The organism is Kitasatospora sp. NPDC091276, assembly GCF_040684355.1.
Classification (GTDB): domain Bacteria; phylum Actinomycetota; class Actinomycetes; order Streptomycetales; family Streptomycetaceae; genus Kitasatospora.
Genome location: NZ_JBFBFU010000018.1, coordinates 76,746 through 91,279, shown reverse-complemented (window position 1 = coordinate 91,279; position 14,534 = coordinate 76,746). Strand labels below are relative to the sequence as shown.

9 protein-coding genes and 1 pseudogene are annotated in these 14,534 nt (G+C 73.5%); 6 read left to right on the top strand and 4 right to left on the bottom strand.

The window, feature by feature from the left end:
• Window positions 1–326: 326 nt before the first annotated feature.
• The 3 genes from AB0O19_RS22785 to AB0O19_RS22775 all read right to left on the bottom strand — a co-directional run bounded on the left by AB0O19_RS22785 (window position 327) and on the right by AB0O19_RS22775 (window position 2,327).
• Entirely contained in the window at window positions 327–1,202 is an 876-nt protein-coding gene (locus tag AB0O19_RS22785) for an NmrA family NAD(P)-binding protein (protein WP_363621823.1), read from the bottom strand.
• Window positions 1,199–1,681 carry a hypothetical protein gene (locus AB0O19_RS22780; RefSeq protein WP_363621821.1) on the bottom strand — a complete coding sequence of 161 codons (483 nt, stop codon included), beginning with the start codon at window positions 1,679–1,681 and terminating at the stop codon, window positions 1,199–1,201. Before AB0O19_RS22780 ends, AB0O19_RS22785 begins: the two co-directional genes overlap by 4 nt.
• Window positions 1,682–1,805: 124 nt before the next feature.
• On the bottom strand, window positions 1,806–2,327 hold the full coding sequence (locus AB0O19_RS22775; protein WP_363373080.1) for a MarR family transcriptional regulator: 522 nt from the start codon (window positions 2,325–2,327) through the stop codon (window positions 1,806–1,808).
• Window positions 2,328–2,513: 186 nt separating this feature from the next.
• Between AB0O19_RS22775 and AB0O19_RS22770 the strand changes: the two are divergent.
• From AB0O19_RS22770 to AB0O19_RS22755, 4 genes and pseudogenes are all read left to right on the top strand, one after another.
• Window positions 2,514–2,708: pseudogene (locus tag AB0O19_RS22770) on the top strand (TetR family transcriptional regulator); the annotation flags it as partial.
• Between the two features lie 302 nt (window positions 2,709–3,010).
• Window positions 3,011–4,630, top strand: a complete 1,620-nt coding sequence (locus AB0O19_RS22765; RefSeq protein ID WP_363585578.1) for an alpha/beta hydrolase — start codon at window positions 3,011–3,013, stop codon at window positions 4,628–4,630.
• 500 nt (window positions 4,631–5,130) lie between these two features.
• The gene (locus AB0O19_RS22760) at window positions 5,131–6,753 is read left to right on the top strand and encodes an FAD-binding protein (RefSeq protein ID WP_363621819.1); all 1,623 of its coding nucleotides are present in this window, start codon (window positions 5,131–5,133) and stop codon (window positions 6,751–6,753) included.
• A 56-nt stretch (window positions 6,754–6,809) separates the two neighbouring features.
• Complete coding sequence (locus AB0O19_RS22755; protein ID WP_363621817.1) at window positions 6,810–7,085, top strand: hypothetical protein; 276 nt, start codon at window positions 6,810–6,812, stop codon at window positions 7,083–7,085.
• Window positions 7,086–7,223: 138 nt separating this feature from the next.
• Here the strand turns inward: AB0O19_RS22755 and AB0O19_RS22750 are convergent, their stop codons facing one another.
• On the bottom strand, window positions 7,224–7,949 hold the full coding sequence (locus AB0O19_RS22750) for an ABC transporter ATP-binding protein (RefSeq protein WP_363585575.1): 726 nt from the start codon (window positions 7,947–7,949) through the stop codon (window positions 7,224–7,226).
• A 394-nt stretch (window positions 7,950–8,343) separates the two neighbouring features.
• On the opposite strand from AB0O19_RS22750, the gene AB0O19_RS22745 reads away from it, so the two are divergent.
• Complete coding sequence (locus AB0O19_RS22745) at window positions 8,344–11,688, top strand: ABC transporter permease (RefSeq protein WP_363621815.1); 3,345 nt, start codon at window positions 8,344–8,346, stop codon at window positions 11,686–11,688.
• Entirely contained in the window at window positions 11,685–14,489 is a 2,805-nt protein-coding gene (locus AB0O19_RS22740) for a hypothetical protein (RefSeq protein WP_363621813.1), read from the top strand. The genes AB0O19_RS22745 and AB0O19_RS22740 overlap by 4 nt, the downstream gene beginning before the upstream one ends.
• Window positions 14,490–14,534: the final 45 nt, after the last annotated feature.

The window sequence follows — 14,534 nt, the reverse complement described above, 5'->3', positions numbered from 1 at the left end:
AGCGGACAACCCGACTGATGGTAGCCCCGGGCGCGAGGCGCCGTATGGCCCGATACTTGGCTCAACTAGGCCGGAAATGGCCTGAGCTGACGTTGAGTCAGTCAACAACTGGGTGGGCCCGAAAGTCATGTGACTGGATGTCAGTCGAATTGACGGATCGTCAGGCCTAATTCTCGATCGTGATCCACGCCACAGCGAATGCTGCTCCCTTCGGGTGGCGGGCCCGGCTTCCCGGCCCGGTTCCGGCCCGGCCGCCGGGCCCGCCAAGGTGTCGGAGCGCTGTCCGAGAGGCGCCGGAGAGAGACCCGAATGGCGCCCGGATGGTGTCAGGACGGTCGGCGGAAGCGGTGCAGGTGCTCCTGGAGGAACGCCTCCAGGGTGCGCGGGGCGCGCCCGGTGAGGTGGGCGAGGGTGTCGTCGGGCGCCTCCCGGCGGACCACCGCGAGCTGCTGGATCTCCACCACGTGGGAGGCCAGCCAGGGCGGCATCCCGGCCCGCTCGACCAAGTGGGCGTGCAGCCCGGCCGGGGGCAGGTCGAGGTAGCGGACCGGGCGGCCGAGCAACTCGCCGAGCAGCCCGGTGAGCTCCGGGTAGCTGTACGCCCGGCCGCCGGTGAGCGGATACGTTCCGCCGGCGAGCTCCGGGCGGGTGAGCACCTCGGCCGCGGCGTCGCCGATGTCCCGGGCGTCGACGTAGTTGCAGCGGGCCTGGCCCATGGCGCCGTGCACCACCCCGGCGGCGGCGATGCCGGGGGCCAGCAGCAGCAGCTTCTGCATGAACGCGTACGGCCGCAGCACCGTCGCGGTGACGCCGGACGCGCGCAGGCGCTCCTCGACCAGGTGGTGGCCGCGCGAGACGGCCACGGGGGAGTCCGGTTCGGCTGCGGGTGCGGAGATCTTGACGATGTGCTCCACGCCGCTCTCGACCGCCGCGTCGATCGCGGCCAGCTCGTGCTGGACCTGGTGCGGGCCGTTGGCCATGGTGAGGAAGAGCTGGTGCGCGCCACGGAAGGCTTCGCGCAGGGAGTTCGGGTCGGCGGCGTCGGCCGGGAGCGTCTCGGTCAGTGCGAGGGTCCGGTCGTCGAGGCCGGCCGCGAGGCGGGCGGGGTCGCGGCTGAGTGCGCGGCTCGGTGCACCGAGGGCGGCGAGGCCGCGCAGGGTGGCACCGCCGGTGGCGCCTCCGGCGCCCATGACGACGATCATGAGGTCTGTCCTTCCGGTCGGGTGGAGAGTCGGTGCTGCGGGGATCGGGTCCGGCGGCTGCCGCGCCAGCGCCAGGTGATCACGGTGGCCGCGATCGCCGACGAGACCGGCAGGTCGATCGGAAGGCGGCCGGGCCAGGGGCTGGTGGCGAGCCCGTGGATCTGCGGCAGCCAGTGCGCGGCCGCGAGGCCGACGGCGAGTGCGACGGCCGCGGCGGCCAGGCCGAGTGCGGGGGCCAGCAGGGCGTGCGGTGCCCGGCCGCCCGGGGGGCGGTCGGGTCGGCGTCGCAGGGCGGAGCCGACCAGGGTGGCGACGACGGCCGAGGTGCCGCCGATCGTGGTGGCCGCGGCGATCATCAGCTGCGGCTGGTGCGTGACGGCCCCGCCGATGCCGGCCATCACGGCGGGCATCGCGTAGGCGACGAGGACCTCCCGCCACAGGGTGAAGGGGGGCGGTGCACCGGGTGCTTTCTTGCTCATGGGCTTCTCCTGCGGAGGTGCTGGGGTGAAGTGATTAGGTGGCTAACTACTAGTGCTTAGGTGCCTAACTATTGGGTCGTGAAGTCGGCGGGCCGCCTTGCGCGGCCCGCCGTTCTCGGCCGGGTCAGTCCGCGGTCAGCGCGTCGGCACCCTCGACCACCCTGGCCAGGAGGTCGAGGAAGGTGGCGCGCTCCTCGACCGAGAGCCCGCCGACCAGTGCCTGCATCCGGGCGAAGTGCTCGGGCGCCAGATCGCGCAGCCGCTGCGCGCCGCGTGCGGTGAGGACCACCACGTTGGCGCGGCCGTCCTCGGCGGACGGGCGGCGGACCACCAGGCCCTCCCGCTCCAGGCCGTCCACCAGGCCGGTCACGGTCGCCCGCGAGACGCCGAGGCCGGCCGCGAGCTGGGAGGGCGACTTCTCGCCGCCGTGGTCCTCCAGGTCGGCCAGCAGTCGGTAGCGGCCGGTGGAGAGCCCGAACCGGGCGAAGTGCACCTCCCCGGCCTGGCCGATCCGGGCGCCCGCCGCCATCAGCCGGGCCGCGACCAGGATCGCCTGCGGGTCGGCCGTGAGGCCGTAGCGGGCGATCTGGCGGCGCGCCTGGTCGAGAGTGGGGGCGCCGCTGCCGGCGTCGGGGCGTTGCGTCATGAAAGTAATATGGCGCCTCATCAGTTTCCCGGTCAAGTCGATGGCCCGCACCGACCGGTTCCCGGACGGTGCGGGCCGCGGTGACGCCGTCCCCTCCGGGGCCGAGGGTGGCCGGGCGGTGCGCCCAGGGCGAGTCTCGTCGTTCCCGGCGTCGCGCGCCCGGCGGGAACGGCGGGACACGCCCTACGCGGCGCGGCGCGCGCCGCCGTCCGCACCTTCCTGGCCGACCAGGGTGTGCCCGACCCCGACGGGCGGACCGCCACCCTGCTGGCCTGCGTCGACGGACTGGTCTTCGACCGGCTGGTGGGCGGCGGGGAAGTCCGCGTGGACGAGGTCCAGGGGCTGGTGGCGACTGCGCTGCGCGGGGCGGCCGGACGGTAGGGCGTTTCTTCGAACTCCCGTCGCTTGGCGGCAGTTTGAAACGGAACCCCCGGCGGGGTGTGGCGGCCTCGCCGCACGAAATGCCGTAGGGCGGCGCTCCGGCGGCCCGGATGCGGCGGTGGCCGGGGTGGGGGCTCGATGGTGACGAGCGATCAGGTCAATCAACCGTCAAGTTGGTTCATTCACAGAATAATCCGGTCGCAAAGTGGACGGCATCGAAACATTTACGCTGCTTCCAGGTCTTCACATGGAGATCTCAGACTGACAGGCTGGGGCCGCCCTTTCAGTACTGAGGAGGTTCCTTGTCCCGTATATCCACGCTGGCCGGAGCGGTCACCTGCGCCCTCGCCCTCGTCACCGGTAGTGCTGTCGCGGCATCGGCAGCGCCGATAGACCTGGCGCCGGGTGCGGCGGCCGAGGCGAAGGTCGCCGCTGTCAACTGGACCCCGTGTAACCCCGACCCGAGCAAGCCGGACCCAGGTATCTACGACTGTGCCGTGTACCCGGTGCCGCTGGACTATGACAACCCGTCGGGTGAGAAGATCGGCATCGCCATGATGCGCCGGCGGGCGAGCGACCCGTCCAAGCGGATCGGCTCGCTGTTCCTCAACCCGGGCGGCCCGGGTGGTAGCGGCTACCTGTGGGCGACCACCACCCGGTTCGGTACCGAGGTGCAGTCGCGCTTCGACCTGGTCGGTTTCGACCCCCGTGGCGTGGCCCGGAGCAACCCGCTCAAGTGCTTCAAGACCCAGGAGGACGCCGACGCGGTCAACGGCCGCATGGTCGGGGTGCCGGTCACCAAGGCCGAGATCAACGAGACGCTGGACGCGGACCAGGACTACACCGACGCGTGCAGCAAGAACGCCGGCCCGCTGATCGAGCACATGTCGACCATCAACGTGGTCCGCGACCTCGACCGGATGCGCCGCGCCGTCGGCGACTCCCAGCTCAACTTCGCCGGGTTCTCCTACGGCACCCTGATCGGCGCGACCTACGCCGGGATGTACCCGAACAAGGTGCGCACGATCATCGTCGACGGCAACGTCGACCCGAACCTGCGCCTGCACGACGGCCTGGAGTACGACCGTCAGCGGGCGGGCGGCTTCGAGCTGGCCCTGGACGAGTTCCTGAAGCGCTGCCAGGCCGCCGGCGCCCCGCGCTGCGCCTTCGGCGAGGGCGACACCCGGGCCAAGTTCGACCAGCTCCGCGACCACCTGCGGACCAGCCCGGTCACCCTGCCGAACGGCTCCCAGGTGACGCTGAGCACCTTCACCAGCGAGGTGGCCAGCGCGCTGTACTCGCAGGCCAAGCTGGCGCCGCTGGCCAAGTCGCTGCAGGCGACGTACCAGCTCGTCCAGAAGCCGGCCGCGAACACGCTGATGGCGCCGAAGGCGACCGTCTCGGACGACGACGCCAACATCCTCGCGGTGAACGCCCCGCGGGCGCTGCGCGAGGCCCCGGCCGACTCCGAGTACACCGCCGACGACTCCTACATGGGCGTCAACTGCCAGGACAAGCCGTACCCGTCGAACGACCGGGTCTTCCCGAACGTCGCCAAGGCCTGGGAGAAGGAGTCGCCGACCTTCGGCCGCTACCAGGCCTTCGACGCGCCCGCCTGCGCGAGCTGGCCGGCCCCGGCCCGGGACGCCGAGCGCTTCAGCGGCCCGTGGAACAAGAAGACCTCGAACACCGTCATGGTGATCGGCAACCTCTACGACCCGGCCACCCAGTACAAGTTCGCCCAGCGGATGCAGCAGCAGCTGGGCAACGCCGTGCTGGTCAGCGTGGACTCGATCGAGCACTGCGCCGTCGGCCGCAGCCAGGCGCTGAACGCGCTGGTCACCCGCTACCTGGTCGACGGCACCGCGCCGAAGCCCGGCCAACTGCTGAAGCCGGACGCGGCGATCTTCCCGGCGGCCTGACGGGGCTGAGCGGCCTGACGGGGCCGAGCGGTCGGCCGGTGCCGGCCCGCGCGGCCCGCAAGGCCCGCCCGGCAGGACTGGCCGCGCGGCCCCCGGAGGCCTGAGGTACGTGTGAACGGATGTGGTGGTCGGCGGCGCCGGCCACCACATCCGCGTTTTCCGGCCGAGCCCCCGGAGGGCGGCGTGAACGCGGACGGCCGTGCGAACGCGGATGACGGCGCGAACCGGAAATGCGGCGTGAACGCGGCGGTGGATCGCCATCCGGCCCTCCTCGGAAACGAGTTCTTCTCGGATTCTTCTCGGATGTCGGGGACCGTAGCCGATACCACTGACACTGATAGTTCAATCGGCCGCCGGGCCCGCAGCGGCCTGGGACCTGCGCTGATTCGTCCAAAATGACGTACTGTCACACTAGTTCGTTAAAGGATTCCCACCCTCGAATACCTGTGTTAGCGTGCCGCCGCCAGCTTCTCTCATCGCCGAGAAAGTGAGGTCGGGCCATGGAGGGCGCATTCTCCCGACGGGGATTCCTGGGCACCGCCGGTGCGGCGGCGGCCGGGGTGTCCGGCGGCTCGACGGGCACGGCGGCCGCGGCCGGGGCGCGCCGGGAGCCGCCGGAGGGGCGGTCGGTCCGGCCGGGCGATCCCCGCTACCGGACGCTCGGCCAGGGCTTCAACCAGCGCTGGCGCAGCAGCCCCGCCCACATCCGCCTGGTGGCCGACGAGGCCGACGCCGTGGGCGAGTTGAACCGGGCGCTGGACCACGGGATGCGGCCGACCGTCCGCGGCGGCGGGCACTGCTACGAGGGCTTCGTCGACAACGACGGGGGCGTCATCCTCGACCTCGGCATGATGCGGGGTGTCGCCGCCGCCACGGACAAGTTCGGCCGTCCGACGTACTGCGTGGAGGGCGGGGCCACCAACTGGGACGTCTACACCACGCTCTTCCGCGCGTACGCGGTGACGCTGCCGGCCGGGTCCTGCTACTCGGTCGGCGCGGGCGGGCACATCTGCGGCGGCGGGTTCGGCCTGCTCTCGCGGCGGCACGGGCTCACCGTGGACCACCTGGTCCAGGTCGACGTGGTCACCGTGCGGGGCGGCACCGCCGTGGTGACCAGGGCGCACCGCGACGACGGCGAGGGCTCCCCGGAGGCGGACCTCTTCTGGGCCCACACCGGGGGCGGCGGCGGGAACTTCGGGGTGGTGCTGCGCTACCACTTCGCGGTCGGCGTGCCGAAGCCGCCGCCCCGGGTCTGGCTCAGCAGCGTCGCCTGGCCCTGGGGCGAACTGGTGGAGCGGCCCGGCGACTTCGAGACCCTGGTGCGTAACTTCGGCGCCTTCATGGCCGAGCACAGCGGCCCGCGGGAGCCGACCTACCAGGGCCTGTTCGCGATCCTCAAGCTCACCCACCGCTCCAACGGGAACGTCGTCCTGGTGAGCCAGTGGGACGGTGACGACCCGGGGCCGCTCGACGCGTTCCTGGCGGCCGTCGAGCGCGGGATGGCGACGCGGTCGGTGGTCCAGACCCACAGCGCCGGCGGGCTGTTCCTGCCCTACCCGGAGAAGCGTCGCCAACTGCCCTGGTTCCAGGCCACCATGACGCTCAACCCGTCGGGCGACAACCAGCGCGGCAAGTACAAGTCGGCCTACCACCGCGAGCCGTTCAGCCGGGCCCAGATCGCCACCTTCTGGGACTGGCTGGTGCGGGACGTCGAGGGCGTGGACCTCACGAAGACGCTGGTGCAGATCGACTCCTACGGCTGCCGGATCAACGCCCGCGGGCCCGAGGAGACCGCCGTCCCCCAGCGCGACTCGATCATGAAGCTCCAGTACCAGACGTACTGGACCGACGAGGCCCAGGACGCCGACCACCTGGCGTACCTCGGCGGGCTCTACCGGGACGTCTACCGGGAGACCGGCGGTGTCCCGGAGATCGACACCGCGACGGACGGCGCCTACGTCAACTACCCGGACGTCGACCTGGGCACGGCCGACCAGCCGGACCCGGCCTACCAGCGGCTCTACTACAAGGGGAACTACCCGCGGCTGCAGCGCACCAAGGCGTACTGGGACGGCGCGGAGGTGTTCCACCACGCTCAGTCGATCACCCTCCCCGGGGCCTGACCGGGAGGGGCCCGCCACCGGATGCGCGAGCCGCCGTAGGGGCGCAGGGTCGAGGTATGAGCGGAGTGGTCGTGCTGGTCGAGCTGGAGCCGTCCACCGAGGTGCTGGACGCGGGCGAGGTCGACGTGGGCGCGCGGATTCGCTGGGTGCACGCGGCGCCGCCGGATCCGGACGTGCCGGAGGATCCGGGGCCGGCGACCTTCTGCGGCCTCGACACGGCGGACCTCGAACGGGAGCCCTACCGCCCGGCCGGGCCCGGCGAGCCGTGGTACCCGCCGTCCCAGCGCACCCGGCGGTGCCGAGCCTGCGAGGCGGTGCTCAAGGCACTCTGAACGGGCTCGCGGAGCGCGTCCGGTTCCATCGGTCGCGCCGCCGGGGTGCGCCGGCCCGCCTGTTCGGACAGGACCGCCCGAGTGGACAGGACCGCCCGAGTGGACAGGCCGGACGGGCCGGCGCACCCCGGGCCACCCCTACGCGGCCGGCTTCGCCGCCTCCTCGACGATCCGCCCGTCACGCAGCTCGATCACCCGGTCGGCGAGTTCCATCAGCGTCGGGTCGTGGGTGGCGACCACCACGGTGACGCCCTCGCTGCGGACGACGGCGCGCAGCAGCTGCATGATCGAGCGGCCGGTCTCCGAGTCCAGCTGGCCGGTCGGCTCGTCGGCGATGATCAGGCCGGGCTCGTTGGCCAGCGCGCGGGCGATGGCGACGCGCTGCTGCTGGCCGCCGGAGAGCTCGCCGGGCCGCTGGTTGGCCTGGTCGGCGAGGCCGACGAGGGCCAGCAGGGTGTGCGCGCGCTCCTCGCGTTCGGCGGCCGAGACCTTGCGCAGCCGCATCGGCACGCCGACGTTCTCGGCGGCGGTGAGCATCGGGATCAGCCCGAAGGACTGGAAGACGAAGCCGATCCGCTCCCGCCGCAGGGCGAGCCGGCCGTCCTCGTCCAGTTCGGCGAGGTCGGTGCCGTCCAGGGCGATGCTGCCGGCGGTCGGGGCGTCCAGGCCGCCGACCAGGTTGAGCAGGGTGGTCTTGCCGGAGCCGGACCGGCCCTTGAGCGCGGCGAGTTCGCCGCGGCCGACGGTGAAGGAGACGCCGCGCAGCGCGTGCACGGTCCGCTCGCCGGTGCCGAAGCTGCGCCGGAGGTCGGTCACGGCCACCATCGGGGCGTTGGTGGTGGCGGTGGCCTGAGGCTGCGTCATTGAGGCTTCCCCCTGTGTGTGTCTACCCAGTGTCTACGGACGGGCGGCGCCACGGGTTCACGGTTTCGGGCGGCGATTTCCGGGGTGCGGGTCGGCGTTCCCAAAGGCGTGCTGTGGAGCCTGAGTTATGAAATGTTCATGGCATTCTGGCGGGCGCCCGAAGTGCGGGTGCTGCCAATGCAAGGAATTTGCTCATTACTTACTTGTTAGCGCAAGTCCCTTCCGTTCCTGGATCGAATCTGACAGAGTCGTCCGCTATCCGGTGATCAAATGCCGGTGATCATTGCGTTGATGTGCCCTAAGTGTGTCCATTCGTGGCCGAGTTGTGACCGAATCGGATCGATGAACGGGGCTGGGACGCGGCCTGGGGACGTAAAGACCGGGGAGGAACTTGATGCTCGGCTTCGTCGTGCGCCGACTGCGCGGGCGACTGCCGCTGGCTGCCGCCGTGCTGCTCGCTGTACTGATCACCACGGCCGTGCTGACCGCGCTGGTGGCGTTCAACCGCAGTGTCGGCGAGGCCGGTCTGCGGCAGGCGCTCCAGGGGCCAGGACATGCTCGGACCACGGTCGTGGTGACCGCCGAACACGGGCTCGACCAGCGTGCGAAGGACGAGGCGGAGCTCGCCGTCTACCGCGGCAGGCTCTTCGGGGACCTGCCCGTGCGCACCGACAGCCTGCTGCGCAGCCGCTCCTACGGCCTGCCGGACGGTGCCGGCACTACTGGCGCCACCGGTACCAACGGCGCCACCAGCACCAGCGGCGCCCCCGGGTCCGCGGTCCCCGGAACCGGGACCCAGCCCGACCTGACGGTCCTCGCCGACCTCGACCGCGACCGGACCCGCCTGCTCGCCGGTGCGTGGCCCGCCGCGGCCTCCGGCCCGGTCCAGGCCACCGCCCCGCAGGTCGCCGTCCCGCAGACCATGCTGGCGCGGCTCGGCCTCACCGACCAGGCCCTGCCCGCCGATGTTCAGGTGGCGGACCGCCTCGGCGGCAAGTCGCTGACCGTCCGCGTCACCGGCGTCTACCGGGCCGTCGACCCGACCGACGCGTACTGGCGCATCGACCCGGTCGGCGGCCACGAGGTCGAGGTCAGCGGCTTCACCACCTACGGCCCGATGCTGGTCGACCAGAGCGCCTTCACCACCGGCGGGTTGGTGCAGAGCAGCCGCAGCTGGCTGCTCGACGCCGACTTCGCGGGCATCGGTCGCTCCGCGGCGGAGGCCATGGGCGACCGCGCCCAGGGCCTCGCCGACGACCTGCAGACCCGCGCCAGCATCAGCTCGCGGACCGAACTGCCCGACATCCTGCGCGAGTTGTCCTCCAGCATGATGGTCGCCCGGACCACCCTGCTGATCGGCGCCCTCCAGCTGGCCGTGCTCGCCGTCGCGGCGCTGCTGCTGGTCGTCAACCTGATCGCGACCCGGCAGACGGCCGAGAACGAGCTGCTCGCCGCCCGCGGCGCCTCCGGCGCCCGGCTCGGCGCCTTCACCGCGACGGAGTCGCTGCTGCTCGCCCTGCCCGCCGCGCTGCTGGCCCCCCTGCTGACTCCGTTCCTGGTCCGCGCCCTGGCCGGCTTCGGGAGCGACCACCAGGTGCCCCTGGACACCGGCATCAGCTGGTCGCTCTGGCCGATCGCCGTGCTCTGCGCCTTCGCCTGCGTCCTGCTGGCCAGCCTGCCCAGCCTCCTGCGCGGCGCCGGAGCCGCTCTGCGCAGCCGCTCCGGCCGCCGCCAGGCCCTGGTCTCCGGCATCGCGCGCAACGGCGGCGACCTCGCCGTCCTCGCCCTGGCCGTGCTCGCCTACCAGCAGCTCAGCCAGTACGGCGGCGGACTGTCCACCGACTCCTCCGGCCGGCTCGGCGTGGACCTGCTGCTGGTCGCCACCCCGACCCTGGCGCTCTGCGCCGGCACCCTGGTGGTGCTGCGCCTGCTGCCGCTCGCCGCCAGGCTCGGTGCCCGGGTGGCCGCGCGCGGCCGTGGCCTCGGCCCGGCCCTGGTCGGCTGGCAGCTGGCCCGTCGGCCCGCCCGTGCCACCGGCCCCGTGCTGCTGCTGGTGATGGCCGTGGCCACCGGCGTGCTGGCGATCGGCCAGCACGCCACCTGGACCGCCTCCCAGCGCGACCAGGCCGCCTTCAACACGCTCGGCGGCCTGCGGATCTCCGCCTCGCACAACGCCCTGATGGGCCAGGGCGGCCGCTACGGCGCGCTGCCCGGCGGCGACCGGCTGGTCCCGTTGGTGCGCGAGGAGCAGTCCCTGCCCAACGGCAAGGGGCAACTGCTCGCCGTGGACGCCGCCGCCTTCGCCGAGCGCGTCCCGGTCCGCTCCGACCTGCTCGGCGGGCGCACCCGCGAGGACCTGTTCGGGTCGCTCGCCCAGCCCGCCCCCACCGGGCCGGCCGGCCTGGAACTGCCCGGCCACCCGCTGCGGATCGACGCGGAGGTCACCGTCCAGCAGCCGGAGCAGCAGGCCGGGACGCCCGGCGGCAGGACTGGTCCGTCGCTTCACCCGGAGGCCAGGTTGCTGCTGCGCGACCGCTTCGGCATGATCCACAAGGTCTCGCTGGGCACGCTCCCGCTGACCGGCGACGCCAAGGTCTCGGCCTCGCTGACCACGCTGGTCGACGCCCCGCTCGGCTCGGCCGCCTCGCCGTTGACCGTGGTCGGCGTGATCGTCGCCTTCGGCGACCGGTCCAACGGGGAGCTGACCGTCCACCGGCTGTCCGTCTCCGACAGCGCCGACGGCCCCGCGACCGCCGTCCAGGTGCCGGCCGGCTTCGGCTGGACGGCGACGGCGCCCCCCGTCCGGGCCATCGGCGACGTGGTGCCCGGGCCGGCCGCCGTCCTCGGATCCGAACCGACCGGCGCCGACCGCTTGTTCACCATCCGCTACCGCTTCGCCAACGGCCTCGGGGACATGGCCCGCGCCGTCCTCCAGCCGACCGGGACGAGCGTGCCGGCCACCGTGTCCGGCATCGTCACCCGCGACTACCTGAAGGTCGTCGGCGGCTCCGTCGGCGACACCATCCAGGTGCCGTTCTCCGGGATCGTCCTGCCGGTCAAGATCACCGCCGTGGTCGACGCCCTGCCGGCGGCCGGCCCCAACGCGCTCATGGTCGACCTCTCCACCACGGCCCGGCTGCTGGCCGCACAGGGCGGCGAACTGCCCAACCGCGCCGAGTGGTGGCTGCCCGCCACCGGCCCCGGCGACCGGACCCCCGCCGAGGCCGCCGCCGCGCTGCGCGCCGCCCCCGGCGCCCAGGACGTCCAGCTCTACGAGGAGGCCGTCGAGGACCTGCTCAGCGACCCGGTCGGCGCCGCTCCGCAGAGCGCGCTCATGGTCATCGCGGTCGTCACCGGGGTGCTCGCCGCGATCGGCTTCGGCGCCGCCGTGGCCGCCTCCGCCCGCGAACGCTCCCGGGACTCCGCCCTGCTGCTCGCGCTGGGCGCCCGCCGCAAGCAGGTGACCCGCACCATGGCCGCCGAACAGGCCCTCCTGGTCGCCCTCGGCGGGGCCGTCGGACTGGCCCTCGGCACGCTGCTCGTCCACCTGATCGTGCCGTTCGTCGTGCTGACGCCGGCCGCCCGCCGCCCGACGCCCGGGGCGCTGATCGAGCTGCCGCTCGGCCAGGCGCTACTGCTCACGGCCGCGATCGCCGTCGTTCCCCTGTTGTCGGCCTTCCTGATCGGACGCCGCCGTCGAGACGTGGCCGCCCGGCTGCGCCACGTGGAGGAGATGTGACCACCAAGGCCGGCACCACCGTGCCCACCCCTTCGCCCGCGCCCGCCCACGGCCCCGCGCCCTGGGTCCGCACCCGGCTGCGCGCGACGCCGCTGGCCACCCTGCTCATGGCGGCGCTCGCCTTCGTCACGGTGTTCATGGCGGCGGCCTTCCCCCGCGTCGTCGACCGGGGCGCGGACAGCGCCCTGCGGGACTTCGTGCACCAGAAGGGCGTCAACGCGACCAGCCTGCAAGCCACCTCCGAGCCGAACCTGAGCGACCCGGCCTCCGCCCTCGACGACGTGCAGCAGAAGCTGACCGCGGAGATCGGCCGGAACCTGCCGCTCACCGGGACCAGCCAGCTCTACGGCAGCCGGGCCAAGTCCCCGCGCAAGATGTTCAACGAGGGCTACGCCCGTCTCTCCGACCATCCGCCGGTGCTCGGCCTGCTGTACCTGCACGGGCTCAAGGAGCTCGTGACCCTCACCGACGGCGTCTGGCCGGGCTCCGCGGAGGAGGGCGCACCTCTGCCGATGATCGTCAGCCAGAAGGCCGCCGAGACCATCGGCGTCAAGCTCGGTGACGTCGTCGACAACGGCAGCGACCTGACCGGCCGGACCCGGTCCACCGTGGTCGGCTTCTACCGCGTCAACAACCCCACCGACCCGACCTGGGACGACATCGGCTGCCCCGCCCGCGCCTGCCTGGAGGGCCAGGGCACGGAGCTCCACTGGGCGACCACCGGTTTCGTCGGCGACAGCGGCCTGCACCAGCTGATCCTCTGGGGCAACGGCGGCGTGAACTTCTGGCGGCTGCCCGTCGACTCCGGCGCCCTGCGCGCCGACCAGCTGGCCGAGACCCGCGCCACCGTCGGCTCCTACCTGGTCGGGCGCGGCGCCACCACCCTCGCCGACGTGACCAAGCGCCCGGACCTGCACGTCACCTCGCTCCTGCCCGACGTCTTCACCCGGGCCACCGCCCGCTACGACGCCGCGGCCTCGCTGGCCGCGATCGGACCGGCCGGAGTGGCGGGGGTGGCCGTCGTGGTGCTGTGCCTCGCGGCGGCCCTCACCGCCGACCGGCGCACCGCCGAACTCCGGCTGCTCCAGGCCCGAGGCGGCTCGCGCGGAGGCATCCTGCTGCGCCTGCTCGGCGAGGGCGCGGCGACCGTGCTGCCCTCCGCCCTGCTCGGAACGGCCCTCGCCCTGGTGCTGCTGCCCACCCCCCGGTGGGGCAACGCCCTGCTCACCGCCCTGGCGGTCACCCTGATCGCCGTGCTGGCCTTCCCGGCGCGCGCCGCCGTACTGCTGTCCCCGCCGAAGGCCGTGGCCGGCTGGCGCCGACTCGTCGGCGAACTCGCCGTCCTGGCCGTCACCGCCGCGGCCGTGGCCGAGGTCCGCCGCCGCGGCGTCGCCCCCGGCAACGGCCTGGACCCGCTGCTGGTGACCGCCCCGCTGATGCTCGCCCTCACCGGCGGCCTGCTGCTGGCCCGGATCCAGCCGCTGGTGGTCGGCTGGCTGGCCGCCCTCGCCGGGCGCGGCCGCGGCCTGATCGGCTTCCTCGGCCTGGCCCGCGCCGCCCGCGACAGCTCGGGCCGCCGCCGGCCCTCCGCGCTGCCGCTGCTCGCCCTGGTGATCGCCGTCACCACGACCGGCTTCGGCGCCACCGTGCTCGACACCGTGGACAGCGTCCGGCTGCGCGCCGGCCGGATCGCCACCGGCGGTGACGTCTCCGTCACCCTGCCGGTCTACGCGACCCTGCCGGAGGCGTTCACCACGGCCGCCGCCGAACTGCCCGGCGTACGGGCCGCGACCGGGGTGTGGGTCGAGCCCGGGGCCTTCTTCACCGGCGCCGACGGCGACTCCACCTCGGCCATCCTCGTGGTGGCCGAGCCGAAGGCCTACGCCGAGATCGCCCGGGCCTCCGGGGTGGGCGAGTTCGACCCGGCGGTGCTCGCCGGCACCCCCGGCGGCCCGGACACCCCGGTGCCGGCACTGTTCAGCAGCGGCCTGTCCAAGCAACTGGCCGGCGGCCCGCCCCGGCTGCGCACGCCCAACGGGGGCCAACTGCGCACCACCGTCGCCGGGATCGTCACCGGCACCCCCGCCCTGCCGGACCCCGGCAAGCCGTTCATGGTGGTGCCTGTCGGGCCCGCCTCCGAGCGCCTTCCGGAGCTCAAGCGGACGAACAAGTGGCTCTCCGCCGGCAACGTCGACGCCGGACAGGTCAGGAACCTGCTCCTGGACCGGGGCCTGACCACCGCCACGGGCCTCGCCAAGCTGATCCGGGACGAGGCCGTGGCCGCCGGCAAGGGCAGCTACGGGCTGCCCCCCGGGTACACGGTCCGCAGCAGCCACGAGGTGGCCGCCACGCTCGCCGCCGACCCGCTGCAGCGCTCCGCGGAACGCCTGTTCTGGTACTCGGGTGCCGCCGGCGCCGGGTTCGCCCTGCTGGCCGTCCTGCTGACACTGGTCCGGGCCGCCCCTGAGCGCACGGCCCTGCTGGCCCGACTGCGCACCATGGGCCTGCGGCCCCGGCAGGGGCTGGCGCTGATCATCACCGAGACGCTGCCGCAGGCCCTGGTGGCGGCCGTCGGCGGCGGGCTGGTCGCGCTGGCGGCGGTCGGACTGCTCGGGTCGGCCTTCGACCTGTCGGCGCTGGTCGGCGCCAACGTCGGCGACGTGCTGACCCCCGTCCTGCTGCCGGTGCTGCTGCCCACGGCGGGCCTGGCGCTGGTGGTCTGCCTCGGGGTGGTCCTGGAGGCGGCCGTCTCCGGCCGGCGCCAGATCGCCACCGAACTGCGGGCGGGGGACCAGCGGTGAGGGCGGGAGGCGCGGTACGGGCCGTGACACCGGCGCCGGCCGCCG